The 20,587-nt window shown below is 56.9% G+C and carries 23 protein-coding genes; 4 read left to right on the top strand and 19 right to left on the bottom strand.

Annotated elements, in window-relative coordinates; genetic code table 11:
- The first annotated feature begins 99 nt into the window (after window positions 1-99).
- A complete protein-coding gene (gene yaaA / locus GQF00_RS02555; RefSeq protein WP_161317583.1) occupies window positions 100-873 on the top strand; it encodes a peroxide stress protein YaaA in 774 nt (257 codons plus the stop codon).
- A gap of 195 nt (window positions 874-1,068) precedes the next feature.
- Here the strand turns inward: yaaA and GQF00_RS02560 are convergent, their stop codons facing one another.
- The 14 genes from GQF00_RS02560 to GQF00_RS02625 form a co-directional block, all read right to left on the bottom strand.
- Entirely contained in the window at window positions 1,069-1,371 is a 303-nt protein-coding gene (locus GQF00_RS02560; RefSeq protein ID WP_161317584.1) for a hypothetical protein, read from the bottom strand.
- A gap of 14 nt (window positions 1,372-1,385) precedes the next feature.
- On the bottom strand, window positions 1,386-2,303 hold the full coding sequence (locus GQF00_RS02565; protein ID WP_161317585.1) for a universal stress protein: 918 nt from the start codon (window positions 2,301-2,303) through the stop codon (window positions 1,386-1,388).
- Window positions 2,300-3,013: a fumarate/nitrate reduction transcriptional regulator Fnr gene (gene fnr, locus GQF00_RS02570; RefSeq protein ID WP_370519452.1), complete on the bottom strand. Its 714-nt coding sequence runs from the start codon at window positions 3,011-3,013 to the stop codon at window positions 2,300-2,302. Before fnr ends, GQF00_RS02565 begins: the two co-directional genes overlap by 4 nt.
- A gap of 63 nt (window positions 3,014-3,076) precedes the next feature.
- Window positions 3,077-4,450, bottom strand: a complete 1,374-nt coding sequence (gene hemN, locus GQF00_RS02575) for an oxygen-independent coproporphyrinogen III oxidase (RefSeq protein ID WP_161317587.1) — start codon at window positions 4,448-4,450, stop codon at window positions 3,077-3,079.
- A 64-nt stretch (window positions 4,451-4,514) separates the two neighbouring features.
- Entirely contained in the window at window positions 4,515-5,300 is a 786-nt protein-coding gene (locus tag GQF00_RS02580) for a sulfite exporter TauE/SafE family protein (protein WP_161317588.1), read from the bottom strand.
- Complete coding sequence (gene ccoS / locus GQF00_RS02585; RefSeq protein ID WP_161317589.1) at window positions 5,290-5,490, bottom strand: cbb3-type cytochrome oxidase assembly protein CcoS; 201 nt, start codon at window positions 5,488-5,490, stop codon at window positions 5,290-5,292. The genes GQF00_RS02580 and ccoS overlap by 11 nt, the downstream gene beginning before the upstream one ends.
- Window positions 5,469-7,844, bottom strand: a complete 2,376-nt coding sequence (locus GQF00_RS02590; RefSeq protein WP_161317590.1) for a heavy metal translocating P-type ATPase — start codon at window positions 7,842-7,844, stop codon at window positions 5,469-5,471. Before GQF00_RS02590 ends, ccoS begins: the two co-directional genes overlap by 22 nt.
- The gene (locus tag GQF00_RS02595; protein WP_161317591.1) at window positions 7,841-8,359 is read right to left on the bottom strand and encodes a FixH family protein; all 519 of its coding nucleotides are present in this window, start codon (window positions 8,357-8,359) and stop codon (window positions 7,841-7,843) included. The genes GQF00_RS02590 and GQF00_RS02595 overlap by 4 nt, the downstream gene beginning before the upstream one ends.
- Window positions 8,328-9,737, bottom strand: a complete 1,410-nt coding sequence (gene ccoG / locus GQF00_RS02600) for a cytochrome c oxidase accessory protein CcoG (protein ID WP_161317592.1) — start codon at window positions 9,735-9,737, stop codon at window positions 8,328-8,330. The genes GQF00_RS02595 and ccoG overlap by 32 nt, the downstream gene beginning before the upstream one ends.
- Before the next feature lie 102 nt (window positions 9,738-9,839).
- Window positions 9,840-10,751, bottom strand: a complete 912-nt coding sequence (gene ccoP / locus GQF00_RS02605; RefSeq protein ID WP_161317593.1) for a cytochrome-c oxidase, cbb3-type subunit III — start codon at window positions 10,749-10,751, stop codon at window positions 9,840-9,842.
- Window positions 10,748-10,900 (bottom strand): cbb3-type cytochrome c oxidase subunit 3, encoded by a 153-nt coding sequence (locus GQF00_RS02610; RefSeq protein ID WP_161317594.1) that lies wholly within the window; start codon window positions 10,898-10,900, stop codon window positions 10,748-10,750. Before GQF00_RS02610 ends, ccoP begins: the two co-directional genes overlap by 4 nt.
- On the bottom strand, window positions 10,897-11,532 hold the full coding sequence (ccoO, locus tag GQF00_RS02615) for a cytochrome-c oxidase, cbb3-type subunit II (RefSeq protein ID WP_161317595.1): 636 nt from the start codon (window positions 11,530-11,532) through the stop codon (window positions 10,897-10,899). Before ccoO ends, GQF00_RS02610 begins: the two co-directional genes overlap by 4 nt.
- 10 nt (window positions 11,533-11,542) lie before the next feature.
- Complete coding sequence (gene ccoN, locus GQF00_RS02620; RefSeq protein WP_161317596.1) at window positions 11,543-12,973, bottom strand: cytochrome-c oxidase, cbb3-type subunit I; 1,431 nt, start codon at window positions 12,971-12,973, stop codon at window positions 11,543-11,545.
- Window positions 12,974-13,224: 251 nt separating this feature from the next.
- Window positions 13,225-13,572 carry a DUF3147 family protein gene (locus GQF00_RS02625; protein WP_161317597.1) on the bottom strand — a complete coding sequence of 116 codons (348 nt, stop codon included), beginning with the start codon at window positions 13,570-13,572 and terminating at the stop codon, window positions 13,225-13,227.
- Between the two features lie 289 nt (window positions 13,573-13,861).
- Here GQF00_RS02625 and GQF00_RS02630 point away from each other — a divergent pair, with 289 nt between their 5' ends.
- Window positions 13,862-14,290 (top strand): thioesterase family protein, encoded by a 429-nt coding sequence (locus GQF00_RS02630; protein ID WP_161317598.1) that lies wholly within the window; start codon window positions 13,862-13,864, stop codon window positions 14,288-14,290.
- A gap of 42 nt (window positions 14,291-14,332) precedes the next feature.
- Here GQF00_RS02630 and GQF00_RS02635 read toward each other — a convergent pair whose 3' ends face one another.
- A complete protein-coding gene (locus tag GQF00_RS02635; protein WP_161317599.1) occupies window positions 14,333-14,635 on the bottom strand; it encodes a hypothetical protein in 303 nt (100 codons plus the stop codon).
- Window positions 14,636-14,799: 164 nt separating this feature from the next.
- Window positions 14,800-15,237 (bottom strand): helix-turn-helix domain-containing protein, encoded by a 438-nt coding sequence (locus GQF00_RS02640; RefSeq protein WP_161317600.1) that lies wholly within the window; start codon window positions 15,235-15,237, stop codon window positions 14,800-14,802.
- 71 nt (window positions 15,238-15,308) lie between these two features.
- Between GQF00_RS02640 and GQF00_RS02645 the strand changes: the two genes are divergently transcribed.
- Window positions 15,309-15,926 carry a cation transporter gene (locus GQF00_RS02645; protein ID WP_161317601.1) on the top strand — a complete coding sequence of 206 codons (618 nt, stop codon included), beginning with the start codon at window positions 15,309-15,311 and terminating at the stop codon, window positions 15,924-15,926.
- Between the two features lie 59 nt (window positions 15,927-15,985).
- Here GQF00_RS02645 and GQF00_RS02650 read toward each other — a convergent pair whose 3' ends face one another.
- Window positions 15,986-17,182, bottom strand: coding sequence for a hypothetical protein (locus tag GQF00_RS02650; protein WP_161317602.1), 1,197 nt, complete (start codon window positions 17,180-17,182; stop codon window positions 15,986-15,988).
- Window positions 17,183-17,622: 440 nt separating this feature from the next.
- Between GQF00_RS02650 and GQF00_RS02655 the strand changes: the two genes are divergently transcribed.
- Window positions 17,623-18,333: a hypothetical protein gene (locus tag GQF00_RS02655; protein ID WP_161317603.1), complete on the top strand. Its 711-nt coding sequence runs from the start codon at window positions 17,623-17,625 to the stop codon at window positions 18,331-18,333.
- Window positions 18,334-18,439: 106 nt separating this feature from the next.
- Here GQF00_RS02655 and GQF00_RS02660 read toward each other — a convergent pair whose 3' ends face one another.
- Complete coding sequence (locus GQF00_RS02660) at window positions 18,440-19,618, bottom strand: VWA domain-containing protein (RefSeq protein ID WP_161317604.1); 1,179 nt, start codon at window positions 19,616-19,618, stop codon at window positions 18,440-18,442.
- A gap of 6 nt (window positions 19,619-19,624) precedes the next feature.
- Complete coding sequence (locus tag GQF00_RS02665) at window positions 19,625-20,467, bottom strand: MoxR family ATPase (protein WP_161317605.1); 843 nt, start codon at window positions 20,465-20,467, stop codon at window positions 19,625-19,627.
- Between the last annotated feature and the right edge of the window lie 120 nt (window positions 20,468-20,587).

The raw sequence follows: 20,587 nt of genomic DNA on the forward strand, positions 1-20,587 counted from the left end.
CCATACGTTTTAGCGACAAGAAAGTGTCAGTGCGTCAGGTTGTGTAGCAACATTAATCAGGCACTATAATTGCGCCAGCGACATGTAAAGGAGAGCGTCATGCTGATCGTGGTATCCCCGGCCAAAACGCTGGATTATGAAAGCCCGTTACCTGCCTTGAAGGCAACCCAGCCCCGCATGCTGGATGACAGCGAGGTACTGATCGAACGGGCTCGCCAGCTGTCACCTGCCGATGTGGGTAGCCTGATGAAGGTCAGTGACAAGATTGCCCATCTCAATGTGGAGCGGTTTGCCCAATGGCAGCGCCCCTTCAATAAGAAGAATGCCCGGCCGGCTGCGTTCGCCTTTAAAGGCGATGTGTATACCGGCCTGGAGATTGAATCCTTTACGGACAAACAACTGGAGCGCGCTCAGGAGCAATTCCGCATGCTGTCCGGCCTGTATGGCGTACTCCGCCCCCTCGATCTGATGCAACCTTACCGGCTGGAAATGGGCACAAAACTGGATAATGACCGTGGTAAAGACCTTTACGCCTTTTGGGGGCACAGTATCACCGACCAGTTGAACCGGGATATGAAGGCGCTCAAGACCGATGTGTTGGTCAATCTTGCCTCCAACGAGTACTTCAAATCCGTAAAGGCAAAAGATATCCATGGTCGTGTCATCGAACCTGTGTTTCAGGACGAGAAAAACGGAAAATACAAAGTTATCAGCTTTTATGCGAAGAAAGCGCGAGGGTTAATGGCAGCCTGGATTCTCAAAAAGGGCATCAAGGATCCGGACAAACTCGTCAACTTCGACGTGGCAGGCTATCGCTACTGTGACGCTGAATCCACCGTAGACAAGCCTGTATTCCGGCGCGAAGAACAGTAAAAAAGGTCTGGCCAAAGAGAGTGTGAAGATAGTCGTTTTTTTTCACACAAATCGACAAGGTTGATTTTCTCTGCCGTAGCGCGAAGGGCTGCAGATGGTTGTGGCACTTGTAGCCACCACCCAGAGACACAGGGGAAGCTGAAATAAAGGTTTTTTACTCAGTGAGCCCTGTGACATCTGCGGTTAAACCGGTTTTCAGTCTTTCTTGTCGTCTTCAAACTCGCTGCGGGCGGCGAGCAAGCCAGTTTTCAGGCCATCCCAGGCTAGCTCGACACCATCCTTGATATCCTGCCAGGCATCTTCGGAGCGGCTTTCCAGCACCTCCAGCTTGCCTTCAAGTTCCTTGCGCTGCACCTTGAACTCCTCCAGGCGCTTTTCAGCATCGTCTTTCCACTCGTGGCTGAGATCATTGATGCGAGCAGCCAGACGATCACGCTGGTAGTCCCAATCTTCAAGCTTTTGGCGAACAGATTCGATAAAGTCCTTTTTCTCCGACATGGGATTCTCCGCTATCAGGATTTCCAGGGCGTCTGGAAATCATCAGGTTTCACCACCAGCACATCACAGCTGGCACGGCTAATTACAGTCTCGGCAGTGGCTCCCAGCAATAACCTTTCAGGCAAATTGCGATGGACAGTGCCGACAATCAGTAAATCTACATCGTTGTCCTGACAGTAATGGGACAAGGCAGGCGCAACAGGACCTTCCAGCATGACGAGTTGCTCAGGGGGCAGCCCCTGGCCGCTGGCAAATTTCCGGAATGCCGACTTTTGTCCCTCCTTGATGTCTTCAAGGCTGCCGCTGAATTCCGACAGGGCTTCACCCATCAGCAATACCAGGCTGTCATCCACAGCATCGAGAACATGGCTGGCGTGCAAGGAACCTTGTAGTTGAGAAGAGAGGTTAACGGCTTGCCGGGTAACCTTGACTGACAACGCGTCGGCTCCGTCTTGCCCGAATTCCGGATCCACTGCGAGCAACACCCTGGGGGGTGTCGACCAGGATTGACTGTGAACACACATCACATTGCAAGGCGCCTTACGAATCAATTGCCAGTCGCGGGGAGTAAAGATGTGGCGGCGCAAACCACTCTCAGCACTGGTGTGCACCACAACCATTTCAGGCTCTATGGCAAGAATCACCCTGCGTAGTGCATCGATTTCCTGTTTTTCCCACAGAACATAGGTGTTGCAGTCCAGCCCGCCACAAAGTGATTCAATGCGTTTTTCCCAGGCGTGATGAATTTGCCCGGAGGCAGCGGCAAAGCGTTCCTTGTCAAATCCTACGGCTCGAGCCATGGCTGCGGAATACCCATTAACGACCACATCCAACGGCGCATCCAGCGCGTTCGCGAGGGCAAGTCCCTTGCTCAGAGCTGGCTGGTCTGCTTTCAGATCCGCATCAAGAACAACCATCACTGAGGCGGTCACAGGGAGTCCTCCATGGAGGCGTCCTGTCCGCAAAGTCTGCCGCGGTCAAGAATCTCGATCTCGCGACCTTCAGCACGAATCCAGCCGTTTTGCTGGAAGCGGGTAAAGATACGACTGACGGTTTCAACGGCCAGCCCCAGATAATTGGCAATGTCATAACGGGACATGGGCAGGCGGAAGACGGTTTGGCTCAAGCCACGCCGCTGGTGGCGTGCAGACAGCGACAGCAGGAGTGATGCTACCCGATCTTCCGCATTTTTCTTGCTCAACAGCATGTGCAGTTCACGGTCTGCCCGGATTTCGTTGCTCATCAGGCTGAAAAAATGGTGCTGCAGAGACGGGATTTTCTGTGAGAGACCTTCCAGCTGCGAGAAGGGAATCTCGCAAACGGTGGCCGTCTCCAGCGCCTTGGCGTTGGAAATATGGTGCGCTGTGCTAATGCCATCCATGCCCAGCACTTCGCCGGGCAGATAAAAACCGGTGACCTGTTCGTCGCCCTGATCGCTCAGTACATAGGTCTTAATGGCGCCGGAACGCACGGCGTACACCGCCTCGAAACCGTCGGAAGCCCGGAACAGGTGTTCTCCGCGTTTCAGGGGACGGCCACGGTGGATGATATTGTCCAGCTGGTCCAGTTGGGCGGGGGCCACAGCCAGAGGCAGACATACCGGGCTCAGGCTGCACTCGTTACAGGAAACATGCTGTGTCACGGGAAACTCCATTATTTAACGCTGCGTATGTGCTCAGTGTAGAGCAATTAAACCCACTGTGAGTCATAGAATCCGACTGTATTTTACCGCCGGTTGCTGTGCGATATAGCGGTCAAACGGTTGCACCAGGGCGCGGCTTACAAGGCGCCCCTGTTCGGTGATATTCAAATGGTCCGCAGTCAGCGTCACCAGGCCCTGATCCGCGAAAAAATGCCAACGCTGGAGGGCATCTGCAAAGGTCTGAGAGAAGTGAATGCCCCAGCGCTGCTCGAAGGCCTTGATGTCCAGATGGAGGTCGCACAGCAGTCGCATGATCAGATCACGACGTAGCTGATCATCTTTGCTCAACATATAGCCTTTCTCAATGGGGATCTCATCGTTTTCAATGCGTGCCTGCCATGCGCCTGTGTCTTTCTGATTCTGGACGTACAGATTCCCGATTTGGCTAATGGCGCTGACGCCCATGGCGATGAGGTCGGCATCGCCGTGCAGACTGTATCCCTGAAAATTACGGTGCAGCAGCCCATTCCTCTGGGCCACGGCCATTTCATCCGTTTCCAGTGCGAAGTGATCCATGCCGATAAAACGGTAGCCCGCATCCTGGAGCATCTTGCCGGCACGGGCATACATTCGCACTTTCTCCTCCGAAGAGGGGAGATCGTCGCAGTTGATCTGGCGCTGTACTTTGAAACGTTCCGGCAGATGCGCGTAGTTATACAGTGAAATCCGCTCCGGCTTCAGCGGGATGATCTTTTCCAGGGTCCGGGTCATGGACGCTTCGGACTGGCGGGGGAGTCCGCTGATGAGGTCCAGGTTGATGGAGCGGAACCCGAAATCACGGGCCCAGTGCATGGTGTCGCGAATCATTTCCCAGGGCTGAATACGATTGACCGCTTCCTGCACGTCATGATCCAGATCCTGCACTCCCAGGCTCACCCGGTTGAAGCCCAGCCCGCGCAGCAGGCCAAGCCGCGAACGGTCCACGGTGCGTGGGTCAATTTCGATGGCGTAATCCCCGCGGTCGTCCTCACGCAAATTGAAATGGCGAGCCATGTCATACACCAGTTCGGTCATCTGGGCATCACTGAGGTAAGTCGGGGTACCACCACCCCAGTGAATCTGGGTCACCTGACGGCGGTCATCAATCATGGCCGCGCGCAGGCGGATTTCATGTTTCAGGTGTTTGAGGTATTCCCCGGCACGAGCCCGGTTGGCCGTGACAATGCGGTTGCACCCACAGTAATAACAGACCGTGCTACAGAACGGGATGTGGAAATACAGAGACAGCGGCCGGCGAGCCGCATTGCCTTCGTCAACCGCGCTGGCGAGATCCGCCTGTGTGATACCAGCATGGAAATTGGGGGCGGTCGGGTAGGACGTATAACGGGGGCCGGGGCCTCCGTATTGAGTAATTAGCGATTCATTCCATTCCACCACAAGCAGTCCTCCCCAACAGAGGGGGCATTATCGCGCCGCTACTTGCTGCTTTTCTTGATATGGATCAATGGTGCTGATGATGGGGTTGGTTTTGAGGGTCGTGATACTCCATGGGGGCCTGTTGACTGCTCGCATGCTGGTGCATGTGGTGCCCGCCTCCCGATGCCATTTTCCACGCCATAAAAAGGAAAGAGCCAGCAAGTAGCGTAGTCAGGATCACTGCAAACTTGCGTGCTCCAGGGCTGCGGAATCCCTGCAAGCGGGAAGCGATGACACCGGTGGTGGCTACAGGGATCACCGTGATGGCGCCAAACACCGCCATGATGGCAGCGCCGGTCAGAGGTTGTCCGCTGGTGGCCGCCAGGGCAAGTGAGGTATATACCAGCCCGCAGGGCAGGAAGCCCCAAAGCATGCCCAGAAGATAAGCCTTGACAGGGTGATCCAGCGGTAGCAGTTTTCGAGTCAGCGGCTGCAGTTTGCGCCACACTCCCTGCCCGAATCGCTCCAGCTGGGCGAGCAGGCCGCCCTTACCCGCCAGATGCAGTGCCAGGAGTAGCATGAGAATGCCCGAAAGCCCCAAACCAACGGCCATGGCCGGGCCGGGTAGCAGATCCAGCAACTGGCTGCCCAGCACCCCGGCTAGGGCTCCAAACACGGTATAAGTAGTCATCCGGCCCAGCCCGAGAATACCCTGCCAGAGCCACAAGGTGGTGCCGTGCCGCCGGGATTCGGGAATGGCAAAGGTGAGGGCACTGCTGATGCCCCCGCACATACCAACACAGTGAATGCTGCCAGTGGCAGCGATCAAGGCGCCGCTGGCCAGCAGTGCCAGAACTGACTCAGGATTCATCGTTGTCACTCTCGGAACGGTTGCGGCTGGCATCCTTGTCACGGCGCTGCTCGCGATCGTCGAATACGACCCGCCAGGAAGCATTATCCAGATCCTCAAACTGGTCCTTGCGCAGGGCCCAGAACAGGAATGCGATGGCGCCGCCCAGAAAAATCAGGGCCAGCGGAATCAGGAGGATGACAATTTCCATCGGCTTATCCGTGATGCGTTGAAGGTGACCAGCAAGGAACTGGCAGACATACCGATCGCAGCCGCCCAGGGCGGGATCAACCCGGCAACCGCAAAGGGCACCGCTAACACATTGTAGAGCAGCGCCCAGGTCAGATTTTGTCGAATCAGACGCTGGCAGAACCGTGCCAGGTCGGGCAGGGCAGGGGTGGCATCCAGCTTGTCCTGGAGCAGATAAAGACCGGCTGCCCGCTGCGTGAGACTGGTGGCATTGGCCGTTGCCACGGAGACCGAAGCGCTCAGCATGGCATTGGCATCATTGATGCCGTCACCCACAATCATCTGCGGCGCATCGGCCTCCAATTCTTCCACCCATTGTTGCTTGGCTTGCGGGGTCATACCGGCGCGCCATTCACGGATGCCAGTAGCCCCAGCCACCTTGCCAGCTGACTCGGCGTTGTCGCCAGTGGCCATGCGGCTGGTTATGCCTTTATCAGCGAGCCGGCTCACCACCGTCGCAGATTCGTCCCGGAGGGCATCTTCCAGCCACAATTGCAGCATAAGCTGTTCGTCACAGAACAGGGCCAGACTGGTCATGCCGTCTCGCGCACTGCCCGGGTCACCGGTGATGCGCCACAGACAGCCATCACGCTGTCCCTGAACACCGTTTCCTGAGGTGCGAATTTGGTTAACGCCCGGATCCCGGGGGATACTCTGGAAAGGTCGCGCCAGAGGATGCGGGTTTTGCCACTCCAGAGCTGCAGCAATAGCCAGTAGCACATCCTTGTCCGGGTTGTCCCCAGAGCCACCGGCCAGGCGGCTCTCCACTATGCGAAATTGACCGGTGGTGAGAGTGCCCGTCTTGTCAAAAATGGCCCCCCGCACGGCAGGCAGCTTCAGCAATTGGCGCGGAGACGCCACAAGCACGCCATTCTTCAGGGCGGAACCCAGTGTTGCCGAGAGGGTTAACGGTACCGCCAGCGCCAGGGCACAGGGGCAGGTTACCACCAGTACAGCAAGGGTATGCTCAAAGGCGACGGCAGGGCCGGAGGACCAGTGCCAGGCCATTGTGAAAGCAGCAAGCAGCAGTACCGCAGTGGTAAACAGCGGTGCCACCTGCTGCCAGTCCCGCACCACCTCAACCCGCTCCTGCTGGGCTCGATCAACCTGCTCACCAATCTGCGCCATCAGGCTGTTGGCCGCGGTGCCGGCGGCCTCCACCACCAGACCACCTTCCACCACCCGCGTTCCGGCATGAACGCTATCGCCACGTTGTCGCTGTACAGGCAGGGATTCGCCGGTGAAGGCGGACTCATCCAGAGCCGCCTCACCATCCAGGATACTGCCATCCACCGGGACGGTGTCGCCCTGAATCAACTGCAGCCGGTCCCCGGACGCAACCTGACGCACACTGATCCACACTGGCTGGTCATGATCATCGAGCCGGCGCACGGCCTGGGGCAGGGTTGCGCCCAGGTGCTGATAGCTTTCATGGATAGCCCGACGCTGGCGTTGTTCCAGCCAACGGCTGGTAAGCAGAAAGAACACGAACATGGCAGCAGAATCGAAATAGACATGACGGCCACCATTGGCCATCACCGCGATACTGCCGCCCCAGGCCAACAGCAGGGCAAGGGCAATGGGCACATCCATGGTCAGGCGAGCCTTTTTCAGACCCAGCCAGGCCCCCTGGAAAAAGGGCCATCCGGAGTAGAACACCACCGGAGTGGCCACCAGCAGACTGGCGATGCGGAACACCCACTCGTACACCGCGTCCCGTCCTTCAAAGGCGCCAATATACAGAGCGGTGGCGTACATCATTGCCTGCATGGCCCCAAGGCCTGCCAACGCAAGGCGTCCCACCAGACGACGCTGTTCGCGTTTTTGTTGCTGACTCTGGGCCGGATCACCGGGCAGGGTAACGCTGTAGCCCAGACGAAGCACCCTGTCGGCGGTGGCTTCCGCATCAGCCACGCCCTGATAATCGACCAGTAAGGTCATTCCCGCCAGATTGACGGTGGCCGCCTTTACACCCGGCTGCTCGCGCACAGCCTTTTCGATTAACCAGCTGCACGCCGCACAGGTCAGGCCGCCAAGCTGTAACCTCAGCCGCTGACCATCAGGCAGATCCGTGAGATGAGGGGCCACCAGCTCCGGTACACGGAACAGGGCGCGATTAAGTGCCGTGCGGGTCTCGTCCGGCACCGGCGCCTGACTTTCTCGGACGGTGTAATAGTCGTCCAGCCCCAGGCCATAAATGGTTTCAATGGCAGCGGCGCAGCCGGGACAACAGGCGTCACGGGAGCCTTCCGGCGTGCGTGCCTGGAACGCCCCGGCCGGGGCCGGATTTCCACAGTGCCAACAGGAATCGGTCATGAAGCCGGAATGGCCCCCAGTCGCAGCATGCCGCTGTCAGTGAAAACCGTTTGGTATAGCCGCCAATGGTCTCCTTCCGCGGTGACCGTCACATTGCGGCGACCATCATCGGGCAGGATGCCGTCGCCACGGTAGTGGCTACCGTCCTGGTTGACCAGTTCAATGATCACATCCCTGTCAGCAATAGTGGGGTGACGCAAGGCCACCCTGATGGAGGGGGGCATGGGAATCGCCGTGGCAGCCAGCAAACGGGCCTGGACTCCGGCACCCACCTGGGACAATTCCAGCCCAATGCCCAGCCTGGTTGCCAGCTGCTCCTGTTCAGCCGAGCGGTTGATGGCCTTGCCTTCCTTGTACCACTCATCCACCACCGGATCGTCGGCGTTAACGATGGCGATGTAGAGGGTAATCAGCCCCGCGACCACGGCGGTAGCGGGCAGCAGTATCGCCAGCCACAGAAAAGGGTGTCGGTACCAGGCCTTGTCAGCGTCCGGGTGCAATGAATCGTGACTCATGACGCTTCTCCAGGTTGGGGTCATCCAGGGATCTGACCGTGAACCAGATTGTGGATGATGGCACTTCGACTTCGTAGGGGTCATAGCTTACCGTCACCGGCAGGTTCAGGGTCTGACCGCCCTGCAGGGTAAACTGTTCGCGGGTTTCCATGGAAAGCCCGTCCGGGCCTTCCAGGGACAGTTCATAGCGTTCCGCATCCTGACTCTTGTTGAGAATCACCAGCCGATAAATATTTTCAATCTCACCGGTACTGGTGGTGCGGAATAACTGGTTTCGATCGCGAATTACATCCACCTGTAATGGTACACGGCCATACAGACTCCCCATGAACAGAGAGCCCATCAGCAGCAAGGCGATACCGTAACCGATCAGGCGTGGCCGGATCACCTTGGAAGGCTTGTGCTGCAGGGCGTTTTCCGTGGTGTAGCGAATCAGCCCACGGGGCTTGTGAATATGATCCATCACATCGTCACAGGCGTCGATACAGGCCGCACAGGTAATACACTCGTACTGGAGCCCCTCGCGGATATCAATACCGGTGGGACACACTTGCACGCACATCCCGCAATCGATGCAATCCCCGAGCGAGTTTTCTGCATCTGCCTGTTTCTTCTTGGCCCCTTTGCCACGGGGTTCACCGCGTTCTTCGTCATAGGAAACGATGAGGGTATTGTGATCGAACATGACACTCTGGAAGCGAGCATAGGGGCACATGTACAGGCACACCTGCTCACGCATAAAACCCGCATTGCCATAGGTGGCAACCGTAAAAAAGCCCACCCAGAACAACTCCCAGCCACCCCATCCGAGACTGAAGATGCGGGCGGTGAGATCGGTAATCGGTGAGAAATAACCGACAAACGTCAGCCCGGTGAGAAACGCCAGCAGCAACCATAGAACATGCTTGCTGCCACGGCGCATGATCTTGCTGGCTGACCAGGGGGCATCGTCCATTTTCAAGCGGCTGTGGCGATCACCTTCCAGCCACTCCTCAATCCACTGAAAAAAGCGCGTCCAGGTGGTTTGCGGGCACACGTACCCGCAGTACACCCGCCCTGCCAGTACGGTAAAGAAGAACAGGGCAAACGCCGCGATAATCAGGGACCAGGACAGGAACAGGAAATCCTGCGGCCAGAACGTCATTCCGAAGATGCGAAATTGCCGGGCCGGCAGATCAAACAGCACCGCCTGCTCACCGTCCCAGCGCAACCAGGGCAACAACAGATAAAGCCCCATGGTGCTCAGGATGGAGATATTGCGAATCGTCTGGAAACGCCCCGTTATAGACTTGACCTGAATTCGCTTGCGCTTGCTGTAGAGACTGACGGCACCGTCAGGGCTGGCGTCTTTGACCTCGATGCGACGAGGATCTGACATGGCTGACCTCCAAGGACTCCGGAACCCGAAAGGGCCCTCCTGATCTACCCAGTCTGCCGCAGACCAGCACCGCTGGCACTGCGACAGATTGTCCCACCTGAATTAGGGCTGCGCAGCCCGGGAGAGGCTGTACACATAGGAGGCGATCACATGAATCCGCTCTTCAGAGAGCAGAGACTCGTGGGCCGGCATGTTGCCGCTACGGCCCTCACGGATAGTTTGCTCGATATCTTCAATGCGCGGACCGTACAACCACACCGTGTCAGTGAGGTTGGGCGCTCCCAGCATCTGGTTGCCACTACCATCCGGGCCATGACAGGCGGCACAGACCATGAACTTCGGCTTGGCACGTTCAATGGCAGCAGCCTTGTCGGCATCTTTCGCAACCTCTGGTCGGCTCAAACTCTGTACATAGATCGCCATATCGCGAATCGCCTCATCCGTCCCACCGATAGCAGCCGCCATGGGTGGCATCATGCCGTTACGACCAGCTGTGATACTGGTGACAATCTGCGCAGGCTCACCACCGTACAGCCAGTCATCGTCAGTCAGGTTCGGGTAGCCCTTGGCGCCGCGCGCATCGGAGCCGTGACAAATCGCGCAGTTGTTGGAAAACAGGCGACCACCAACGGCCAGGGCCTCCGGGTACTGGATCAGTTCCTCAATGGGCACCTGCGCGTACTGATCAAACAGCGGCCCGGTCTTGCGTTCCATCAGTGACACTTCGCTTTCGTACTGGTTGGTACTGGTCCAGCCAAGGACGCCTTCGAATTTGCCCAGCCCCGGATAAAGCGCCAGGTACACACAGGCAAAGATCAGGGTGCCGATGAACAGGCCCAACCACCAGCGGGGCAGGGGAGAGTTGCGCTCCACAATGCCATCGAAAGTGTGACCGGTGGTCTCCTTGGCCGCCTCTTCAGGAGAAATGGACTTGTTCCACAACAACAGGCCGGCACAGCCAAGCAGGTTGAAGACAACAATCACGATAATGAACCAACTCCAGAAATCGCTCATTGCTCACCCCCTTGGTGATTGCGATCCTCTTCCAGTGCAATCTCACCCAGTTTTTCGTAGTCCTGTTTTCGGCCCGGACGGTATACCCAGCCAACCATGACGATGAACGCCACAAAGAACACCAGAGTTAGTAGTGCGTGATAGCTCATTGGGTGATCTCCTTGCGTTCCTGGCCCAGGGAAAGCAGGTACGCCACCAGAGCATCCTCTTCCGTGGCATCAGCCCATTCGCCCTCGATTTTGGCAAGTTGCTGATTCAGGTCTTCCTCACTGTAGGGCACACCGAAGGTGTCCTTGAACAGACGCAGCTTTCGCTCGGTATGCTTCCAGCTCAGTGGGTTTTCCTGTAGCCACGGATAGGCTGGCATATTGGACTCCGGCACCACCTGACGGGGATCGCGAAGGTGCTCGCGGTGCCACTGCTCGGTGATCGGGCGAATGCCGACACGGGCCAGATCCGGGCCGGTCCGCTTGGAGCCCCACAGGAAAGGGTGCTCCCAGACATCTTCACCAGCCACGGAGTAGGCGCCGTAACGCTCCGTTTCTGCCCGCAGGGGACGCACCATCTGGGTGTGACACACATGGCAGCCTTCACGGATGTAGATATCCCGGCCTTCCATCTCCAGTGCGGTATAGGGCCTCAGGGTTTCCAGGGGTTCCGTGGTGGCCTTCTGCCAGAACAGCGGCACGATTTCAGCCAGACCACCAAAACTCACTGCAATCAATGTCAGCACAATCATGAGGCCGACATTCTTTTCCACTCTTTCATGGGCATTGGACATGTCGTTCTCCTCAGGCAGCCTGCATTACATTGTCGGCACCGCTCACATCACGGTTGCCACGAATGGTCTTGTAGACGTTGACCGCCATTAGCAGCATCCCCGCCAGGAAGATGACCCCGCCCAGCAAACGAATGATGTAGAAAGGCTGCCGCTCCACCAACTCCTGAACGAAGTTGTAGGTCAGGGTGCCGTCGGTGTTCACCGCGCGCCACATCAGACCCTGCATGATGCCGGATACCCACATGGACGCGATGTATAGCACCGTACCGATGGTGCTAAGCCAGAAGTGCGCGTTGATCCAGCTGATGGAATACATCTGCTTGCGATCAAACAGGCGTGGAATCATCACGTAGATGGCACCGATGGTGATCATGGCCACCCAGCCAAGTGCGCCGGAATGCACATGGCCAATGGTCCAGTCGGTGTTATGGCTCAGGGCGTTCACCGTCTTGATGGACATCATCGGGCCTTCGAAGGTGCTCATGCCGTAGAAGGAGAGGGCAACAATCATGAAACGAATGATCGGGTCGGTGCGCAGTTTGTGCCAGGCACCGGACAGGGTCATCATCCCGTTGATCATGCCCCCCCAACTGGGAGCCAGCAGGACAATGGAGAACACCATGCCCACGGATTGCGCCCAGTCGGGCAGGGAAGAGTAGTGCAGATGATGCGGACCCGCCCACATGTACACGGCAATCAGGGCCCAGAAGTGAACAATGGATAACCGGTACGAGTACACCGGACGCTGGGCCTGGACCGGAATGTAGTAGTACATCATCCCCAGGAAGCCGGCGGTGAGGAAGAAGCCTACCGCGTTATGGCCGTACCACCACTGCACCATGGCATCGATGGCGCCGGAGTACACTGAGTAGGACTTCATGGCGGAAACCGGGATTTCCAGGTTGTTGACCACGTGCAGCAGGGCGATGGCGATGATGAACGCCCCATAGAACCAGTTGGCCACATAGATATGAGCCTGCTTGCGCCGTGCGATGGTAGCGAAGAACACAATGGCGTAGGCCACCCAGACCAGGGTAATAAGAATATCGATGGGCCATTCGAGCTCGGCGTATTCCTTGGCGCTGGTGAAACCCAGGGGCAGGGAAATGGCCGCGGCCACAATCACCGCCTGCCAGCCCCAGAAGGTGAACGCCGCCAGCCTGGGAAAGGCCAGCACAGCATTACAGGTGCGCTGCACCACATAATAGGATGTCCCCATCAACGCACAGCCACCAAATGCGAAAATCACCGCATTGGTGTGTAGTGGTCTCAGACGCCCGAAGGTGAGCCAGGGGATTTCAAAGTTCAAGACAGGCCAAGCCAGCTGGGCGGCGATCAGTACCCCCACCAGCATCCCGACAATACCCCAGACCACCGACATGATGGTGAACTGTCGGACAACCCTGTAATTATAGGGTGGCGAAGCAACAGCGTTTTCCATGTGCGTTTCCTTCCGGTTGATTCTGCCCGCGACTCTAGCAGGCACGTCACTGGCTCTTTTTGATACAGATCAAGGGTTTCTGTGAGCTGTTCGTACCTTGATCGTTATAAGGAGCTCTCCCTGATAGCCGAAGTTATCAAGGGCATATGAACATATGGCTATACTATTTAGCTATAAGCCAAATAGCGACAACAAACCCGCAGGTTTCATGTGGACAAATTGTCGCAGCCAAGTGATTTCCGGCGGAAGCCTTACACCAGGCTGATACCAAACGAACGGACGACCAGTGCAAAGACAAAAAAGCAGACGAGCGTCAGAAGAACGGCACCAGCCATGGCGAGCCAGAAGCCCCAGCGACTGATCATCATCGGAAACAAGGCGAACATCGGCAGCGTCGGGATCACGTACCAGAAGGTGTACCAGGCATGATTGGCGATCTTTTCCTGCGGCTGGTTATTCATATACAGCCAGAACATGGCGAGCAAAGTGACCATGGGCAGTGACGCGATCAAGGCGCCAGCACGATCGCTGTGCCTGGCAATTTCAGAAACAGCCACAACGATGGCCGCCGTGATGAGGTACTTGAGATAAAGAGGCATAAGACGTCTTGGCCAATCCTTGGTATGAACAGATAGTGCCATAGACTGTGGCAGAGACAAGGGTGAGGATGATATCGACCTCACCACCACCGCATATATAGCCATGCATAATGTATATTATGTTAAATAGAGTATTTGGGATAATTCAGTGACACCCAAGGCCCGCTAATTATCAGTCCCCTCGCAATCAGGCTGCTGTACCATGGTCACCCGCCACATTCCTGCTTGAGTGCCGGACTGCGACCCACTGTCGTAGTTCGCAACGTCCATTCTGGATTTGAGAACAGCAATGAGAGTTTCCATTCCGTTTCCGGACCATGCGATCTTTGACTACACCATGGTCGTCAGCAAGGACCACGAAAACATTGCCGGCCACCTGGCCCACGACAAGGTGGTCACAATCATCGGCGATTGTCGCGATGCCTGGTTTGCCAGTCTCGGCTTCCCAGGTTGTGTTGTGGACGGCATCAGCATCGTCAATTCGGACCTGATGCTGATGTACATCGCCGAAGCCTTCCACGACGACCAGCTGGACCTGCAGCTGGCGATTGCGGATATCAACAAATACGGCGGCGACATGCTGATCCGTGCGATCCGCGCCCAGGATGGTGCCGAGATCTTCCGGGCCAAGTCCGGGTTTGTGTTCTACGATTATGATCAGCGAAAGGTGGCCAGGCGCCCCGCTGCTTTCAATAATCAGCTTGGGCTGGAAGATTGAAACAGGGAAAACTGGCACGCCCATGGTTTGATTCAAGATTTGTTATCCGTCCTGTTTATCCAGCTGGCTGGCAATGAAGCTGCACCACTCGTCACTGCTCACGGACGGGATATCGCTATTACCTCGAATGCCCAATCTGAATTCAATGGATGATCGCCATTCGCTGGAGCCCAGATCCGGGCCATGACCCTGGGTATCACTACCAGGCACAATGCGTTCAACCTTTTCGTACCACTGCGCAGAACAATCTATGCCTTGTGCCATGTCAGAGGTGTCACTACAGGCAGTCATTCCTGCGATGGCTGCAGCGGCGAGCGGCAGGCTGGACCAGATACGGAATTTCATGAAATGTTCGCTCCATCAAAAAGGGAAATTAGGGGCGGGTACCCTGGGTGCAATAAGCAGCCGAAACACTCCCATCACAACACGTTTATCAAGCAGAAGAGATACCGTTCCTGCGCCAGGTTATCGGCAGGTTGCGTTGTCATGTTTGATCTTTTCCTGCTGAGTCAGTCAAACACTCCATCTCCATCCCGTTGCTCATGATGGCAAAGATGATGGTCAGAGAGGGCCTCTATGATGCGGCAATCAGCTACCCGATTCTCTTCGCACTGGCTGATCATCCGCTCCAACTCGTCGCGCATGGCTTCAAGCCGCTCGATGCGGGCTCTCACTCTGCCCAGATGCATTCTTGCCATTTCATCCACCTGCTGGCATGAAGACTGGGGTTCATTGACCATGGCAATCAGCTCTCTGATTTCTGTGAGGGAAAAACCCAGCTCGCGGCTGTGGCGAATGAACAGCAGGCGGTCAAGGTGGGATTGCGTGTAGCGACGCTGGTTCCCCTCGCTGCGGGCTACGGTCGGCAACAGTCCCTCCTTCTCATAATGACGAACCAGACCAACCGTGCAACCTGCAGCCTCCGCCAGTTTGCCAATGGTGTACATGGGCTTGCACCTACAACTATTGAAGGTTTTATAGTGGCACTACAGCATGAGGATCATCAAGGAGAACGAGTATGGCTGGTTGCTGCGATCACGAAGTGTCATTTGATGGGCAAAGCGCCTCGTATCGGCGAGTGCTATGGGTGGTGATTGCCATCAACGCAGTGATGTTTGTAGTGGAACTGGTGACCGGCGCGTTGTCGGACTCACGCGCCCTCCAGGCAGACTCACTGGATTTTGCGGGTGACACGGCAACTTATGCCTTGAGTCTGTTCGTGATCGGCAAGCCGCTCATCTGGCGCAGTCGCGCTGCCACCCTGAAAGGGATCTCGCTGCTTGCCATGGGTATTGCCGTTCTGGTGATGACGCTGGGAACACTGGACCATGAAACACCGCCACTGGCTGGATGGATGGGAGGCATTGCCTTGCTCGCCCTGGCGGCTAATGCCATCAGCGCCCTGCTGTTGATGAAATTCCGGGATGGCGACGCCAATGTGCGCTCGGTGTGGCTGTGTTCGCGCAACGATGCCATCGGCAATCTGGGCGTGTTGATTGCAGCAGGCATGGTGGCCTGGCTGAATTCACCCTGGCCGGACCGGGTTCTGGCCATGATTATGGCCAGCCTGTTTGTGCATAGCGCCATTTCGATCCTGCGGCAGGCTCGGCACGAGTCTATTTCCACAAGGGAGTAAACCAAAGCTGGCAGATAACCACCAGAGGGCTCTGAGAGCCCCCTGCCTTGTCATCGGGATCAGTTGCGGTTTTCGTGCAGGAAACGGTAGGTCAGGTTCAACTGAACCCGTGGCGCTTCATTGCGTTGGCCTGCCTGATTGTCACGCAAGCCATAGGATACTTCTGCACCATAGCTGAGCTTGGGCGTGTGCTGGTACACCAACGACAGGGTGCCGTACCGGGTACGGCGCATGGCATCAGAGGGCAGACGGTCATCAGACTCGATGTCGATTTGCCCGGCCACAGAAGCCACTGACCAGTCACGGGCTACCTGCCATTCCGCCCCAAGGTAGCCTCCACTGGCCAGCAGGGCTTGCAGTCCATCATCCGCAAAGACATAGCCGTCCATTCCACCGTCACCAAAACCGGATAGATCGTTGTAGTAATGGGCCAACCCCTCGCCATAGCTGATACTGCCCAGTAACCGGAAAGCGTCAGACGCTTGCAACGTGCCACTCAATACGGCGCCGCCGGCGTTAGCAAACTGCTGATCGCCATTGGCGAACTCAACACCGATCTCGCGATTGACCAGACCCAGTCGGGCATGCCCCAGCGGCAGTGTCTGATGCCAGCCGAGAATCAGATCCGGGCGGCGAGCTGCCGCACTGCTCAGGTTTTGTGGATCATAGACTTCGCTGTTGGGGTCTTCCACGGACACAAAGACATGCTCTCCCTGCCAGCTCACACTGGTCTGACGGGCAAAAATGGCACTGTTTGGGCCTTGCGGGTCCAGGGTCAGGGGCCAGGCGGCACCATCCAGCAGCCTGGTATAGCCGTAGCCGGCCTGAAACCCGCCGCGTTTGTAGTAGAAATCCCGCACACGAAGTTCGTAGCTGTCGATGCTTCCGAACAGGTCTGCGGCAAAAACGATATGAGGGCCAGTTTTGTCCCCGACTCGGACACCGAGTTGGCTGTTCTTGCCATGCAGCACGAAATTTTGCTGGTCGGTATCGCCCATGGGGATCGTGCTGGGGATGAGCAGCTCGTCCAGGCCGGCATCCCGGTCGTCGTAGATGGCATCTACACTGACCTTGCCGAACACGGCAAGACGGGGAAGAGAAAGGGAGCGCGCCGGTTCAGAGGCGATATCAGCCTTTAGCGAGTCGATCTGTTCTTGAAGACGGCGGATTTCGGCCTGGGTGTTGTCAGCCGCTACCGATGTCGCTAGCGCCACAAGCCATGCCGTCATCCAGAAGGTGGATTGCACCCTGGACATTGCATTCTCCTGAAATCTGCCGGATTACGGCAGGGGTTCAACCAGTACCCCGCTATCCCTGGTCATTTTTGTCGCCTTGTGGGCGTTATTTCATGCCTGCGGGGCGCGAAAGGCGCGCACTATATTGATGCAGGGGTATACAGTCCATAGAGAACTGGCAACGAGGCGCCACCGCGAGCCAGCGGCCGACCAGCGGAATGCAAATTGGAATCACAGGCGCGGATTGGAAAAGCCATCCTCGGAACCGTCAGGCTTTACCCGACTTAAGAGTCTTGTCTTTTTAACCGCCAGGAACCCACTCCCCCGACAGCGACTGTCAATTTTGATACATAAAATGAAATTTGTGTCATTTCACCCTTGTCCCCATCCCCCTATCCTTCTGACGCGTATACAACACCAGCGAATCCAGGCTCGACAACTGACTCAAGGGAGACTTACCCGTGACCAGCCCCTTTGTGGCTTTCCCCTGCTCTGACGCACTCCGAAGTGAAACCGAAAAGCTCATCATTAACCTGAATGCGGGTGTGACCGAACCACAAAACAAGCTGGCCATGCAGACCATCGACCTGCTGATCGAGGATCTGCTGGCCGGGTTCCTGCTGAACCTGATTGATGTGCTGGAGATGAAAAACTTCATGGCCAGGCTGGTTCGCAGCACCGGCGGCACCATTAACAAGGCGGGCTCTTCCATCGCCAATGCCTCGCTCAAGAAGATGGATAACAAACAGATGCGGCCCATGGCCGATCATGTGGCCTCCCTGATGCTGGATGTGCAGATAAACGATGAAGTCCAACCCTGGATGGGTGTGCCGGTGGATGAGGCGTTGTCCTCGGAAATAGAAAAGCTGATCGACGGGCTGCGAAGCGACAATCCAAAGGTCTTCGTGCCCATGGCCATGGACGTGCTGGAAAAGCTCACCGACCAGGCTGCCGATGTGTACATTTCCCAGTCCGTTCAGCTACTCCAGGTGGGCATGGTGCTGCGCAAGATGGCCAGCGCTGCCATTTCCGCCGTGAAAGGCGCCATGCGCATGATGAACAAGAAAACCCTGCCCGATCTGAACGAGGAGCAATTGCGCGCCTTGGCGGACTACATCGATGACCTGCATATCATGGAAGGGGAACCGGTGAAGATTGTTTCAGCCGCATGAATATACCCCAGCCTCCGGAGGCTGGACGCGTTTAAAACCAGAAAGGCCGGACATTTGTCCGGCCTTTCTGGTGTTGGCGTCTGGCATCAAGCGTTAGGCGTCCGACCTACTTGCTCAAATACCGCATGGCCTTTTCCAGTCCTTCCAGGGTCAGCGGGAACATGTTGTGTTCCACTAGTTGCTTGATCCACTGGGTGGACGTGGTCATCTGCCAGGCTCGCTCGGGTTCGGGATTGAGCCACACCACCTTTTCGTAGGTTTCCATGATGCGCTGGAACCATACCGCCCCTGCCTCATCATTCCAGTGTTCCACACTGCCACCCACGGAATTCACTTCGTAGGGGCTCATGGCCGCATCGCCCACAAAGATCACCTTGTAGTCGCTGCCGTACTTGTGGAGCACATCCCAGGTGGACATTTTTTCGTCCCAGCGACGCCGGTTGTCCTTCCAGACGTACTCGTAGACGAAGTTATGGAAGTAGAAATACTCCATATGCTTGAACTCTACCCGGGCGGCCGAAAAGAGTTCTTCACAAGTCTTGATGAAGGGGTCCATGGAGCCACCCACATCAAAGAACAGCAGCACCTTGGCGCGGTTTTCCTGCTCGCGCCGCATCTTGATGTCGAGCAGACCGGCATTGGCCGCCGTGGAGCGGATGGTGTCATCCAGATCCAGTTCTTCCTGGTTACTGGTGCGGGCGAACTTGCGCAACCGACGCAGGGCCAGCTTGATGTTTCGCGTGCCCAGCTCCACGGAATCATCCAGGTTGCGAAATTCGCGTTTTTCCCAGACCTTCACCGCGCGCTTGTTGCGCGAAGGGCCGGTCATGCGCACCCCTTCCGGGTTGGCGCCGTGGCCGCCAAAGGGGCTGGTACCGCCGGTACCCACCCATTTGTTGCCGCCCTGATGACGCTTTTCCTGTTCCTCCAGGCGCTTGCGCAGCTCGTCGAGAATCTTCTCCAGGCTGCCCAGCCCCTGAAGTTTCTCGAATTCTTCCTGGCTGAGGTTCTTTTCCAGCTCCTTGCGCAGCCACTCATCGGGAATGACCTTGCTGAGCCAATCCGGCTCCAGCTCTTCCAGCCCTTCAAAATAGCTGGCGAAGGCCTGGTCAAAGCGGTCATAGAATTTCTCGTCCTTGACCATGACAGCACGGCTGAGCATGTAGAAGTCTTCCACGGAGCCAAAGGCCACATGGGCCTGCAGGGCGGAACAGAGATCCAGCAGCTCGCGCAGGGTGACGGGCACCCGGTAACGGCGAAGATTTTCAAAAAAACCAATCAGCATAGAGGATCAGCTTTCGCGGCGGTTCATGAAGGCCAGACGCTCAAGCAGCTGAACGTCGGACTCATTCTTGAGCAGCGCGCCATAGAGCGGCGGCACCGCACTCTTAGTGTCGCGGCTGCGCAGGATGTCCTCGGGAATGTCATCCGCCATCAGCAGCTTCAGCCAGTCGATCAGCTCGCTGGTGGACGGCTTCTTCTTCAGGCCCGGCACCTTGCGCAGATCGAAGAAGATCTGCAGCGCCTCGGTAACCAGGTTCTTCTTGATCTCGGGATAATGCACATCAACGATGGCCTGCATGGTCTCGGCATCAGGGAAGTTGATGTAGTGGAAGAAGCAGCGACGCAGGAAGGCGTCGGGCAGCTCTTTCTCGTTGTTGGAGGTGATGATCACAATGGGGCGCTGCTTGGCCTTGATCAGTTCACCGGTCTCGTAAACGAAGAATTCCATGCGATCCAGCTCCTGGAGCAGATCGTTGGGGAATTCGATATCGGCTTTGTCGATTTCGTCGATCAGCAACACCACCTGCCCCTCATGGGTAAAGGCTTCCCAGAGCTTGCCCTTTTTCAGGTAGTTGGACACATCTTCCACGCCTTCGGCACCGAGCTGGGAGTCACGCAGACGGGATACCGCATCGTACTCGTACAGGCCCTGCTGCGCCTTGGTGGTGGATTTCACATTCCAGGACAGCAGCGGCAAACCCAGAGATTCCGCCACCTGTTCTGCCAGCAAGGTCTTGCCGGTGCCGGGTTCGCCCTTGATCAACAAGGGGCGCTTCAGCGCGATGGCAGCATTCACCGCCATTTTGAGGTCATCAGTGGCGACGTATTGGTCGGTACCCTGAAACTGCATGCATTTCTCCACTCTTTGGTGCTATCCGGGACAAGGGTGCAACTCTAACAATCCGTATTCGGGCCGCAAAGGGCTATTTGAGCCAAGGAAACAGTGATTTACGTCAGTGCTGTGCCATAA

Source organism: Alcanivorax sp. DP30, assembly GCF_009882945.1.
Taxonomy (GTDB): Bacteria; Pseudomonadota; Gammaproteobacteria; order Pseudomonadales; family Alcanivoracaceae; genus Alcanivorax.

Excerpts from the sequence above, each read along its gene's own strand:
- yaaA (WP_161317583.1), top strand. The coding sequence starts at position 100 with ATGCTGATCGTGGTATCCCCGGCCAAAACGCTGGATTATGAAAGCCCG.
- GQF00_RS02560 (WP_161317584.1), bottom strand. The coding sequence starts at position 1,371 with ATGTCGGAGAAAAAGGACTTTATCGAATCTGTTCGCCAAAAGCTTGAA.
- GQF00_RS02580 (WP_161317588.1), bottom strand. The coding sequence starts at position 5,300 with ATGAATCCTGAGTCAGTTCTGGCACTGCTGGCCAGCGGCGCCTTGATC.
- ccoS (WP_161317589.1), bottom strand. The coding sequence starts at position 5,490 with ATGGAAATTGTCATCCTCCTGATTCCGCTGGCCCTGATTTTTCTGGGC.
- GQF00_RS02590 (WP_161317590.1), bottom strand. The coding sequence starts at position 7,844 with ATGACCGATTCCTGTTGGCACTGTGGAAATCCGGCCCCGGCCGGGGCG.
- GQF00_RS02595 (WP_161317591.1), bottom strand. The coding sequence starts at position 8,359 with ATGAGTCACGATTCATTGCACCCGGACGCTGACAAGGCCTGGTACCGA.
- ccoG (WP_161317592.1), bottom strand. The coding sequence starts at position 9,737 with ATGTCAGATCCTCGTCGCATCGAGGTCAAAGACGCCAGCCCTGACGGT.
- ccoP (WP_161317593.1), bottom strand. The coding sequence starts at position 10,751 with ATGAGCGATTTCTGGAGTTGGTTCATTATCGTGATTGTTGTCTTCAAC.
- GQF00_RS02610 (WP_161317594.1), bottom strand. The coding sequence starts at position 10,900 with ATGAGCTATCACGCACTACTAACTCTGGTGTTCTTTGTGGCGTTCATC.
- ccoO (WP_161317595.1), bottom strand. The coding sequence starts at position 11,532 with ATGTCCAATGCCCATGAAAGAGTGGAAAAGAATGTCGGCCTCATGATT.
- ccoN (WP_161317596.1), bottom strand. The coding sequence starts at position 12,973 with ATGGAAAACGCTGTTGCTTCGCCACCCTATAATTACAGGGTTGTCCGA.
- GQF00_RS02625 (WP_161317597.1), bottom strand. The coding sequence starts at position 13,572 with ATGCCTCTTTATCTCAAGTACCTCATCACGGCGGCCATCGTTGTGGCT.
- GQF00_RS02630 (WP_161317598.1), top strand. The coding sequence starts at position 13,862 with ATGAGAGTTTCCATTCCGTTTCCGGACCATGCGATCTTTGACTACACC.
- GQF00_RS02635 (WP_161317599.1), bottom strand. The coding sequence starts at position 14,635 with ATGAAATTCCGTATCTGGTCCAGCCTGCCGCTCGCCGCTGCAGCCATC.
- GQF00_RS02640 (WP_161317600.1), bottom strand. The coding sequence starts at position 15,237 with ATGTACACCATTGGCAAACTGGCGGAGGCTGCAGGTTGCACGGTTGGT.
- GQF00_RS02645 (WP_161317601.1), top strand. The coding sequence starts at position 15,309 with ATGGCTGGTTGCTGCGATCACGAAGTGTCATTTGATGGGCAAAGCGCC.
- GQF00_RS02650 (WP_161317602.1), bottom strand. The coding sequence starts at position 17,182 with ATGTCCAGGGTGCAATCCACCTTCTGGATGACGGCATGGCTTGTGGCG.
- GQF00_RS02660 (WP_161317604.1), bottom strand. The coding sequence starts at position 19,618 with ATGCTGATTGGTTTTTTTGAAAATCTTCGCCGTTACCGGGTGCCCGTC.
- GQF00_RS02665 (WP_161317605.1), bottom strand. The coding sequence starts at position 20,467 with ATGCAGTTTCAGGGTACCGACCAATACGTCGCCACTGATGACCTCAAA.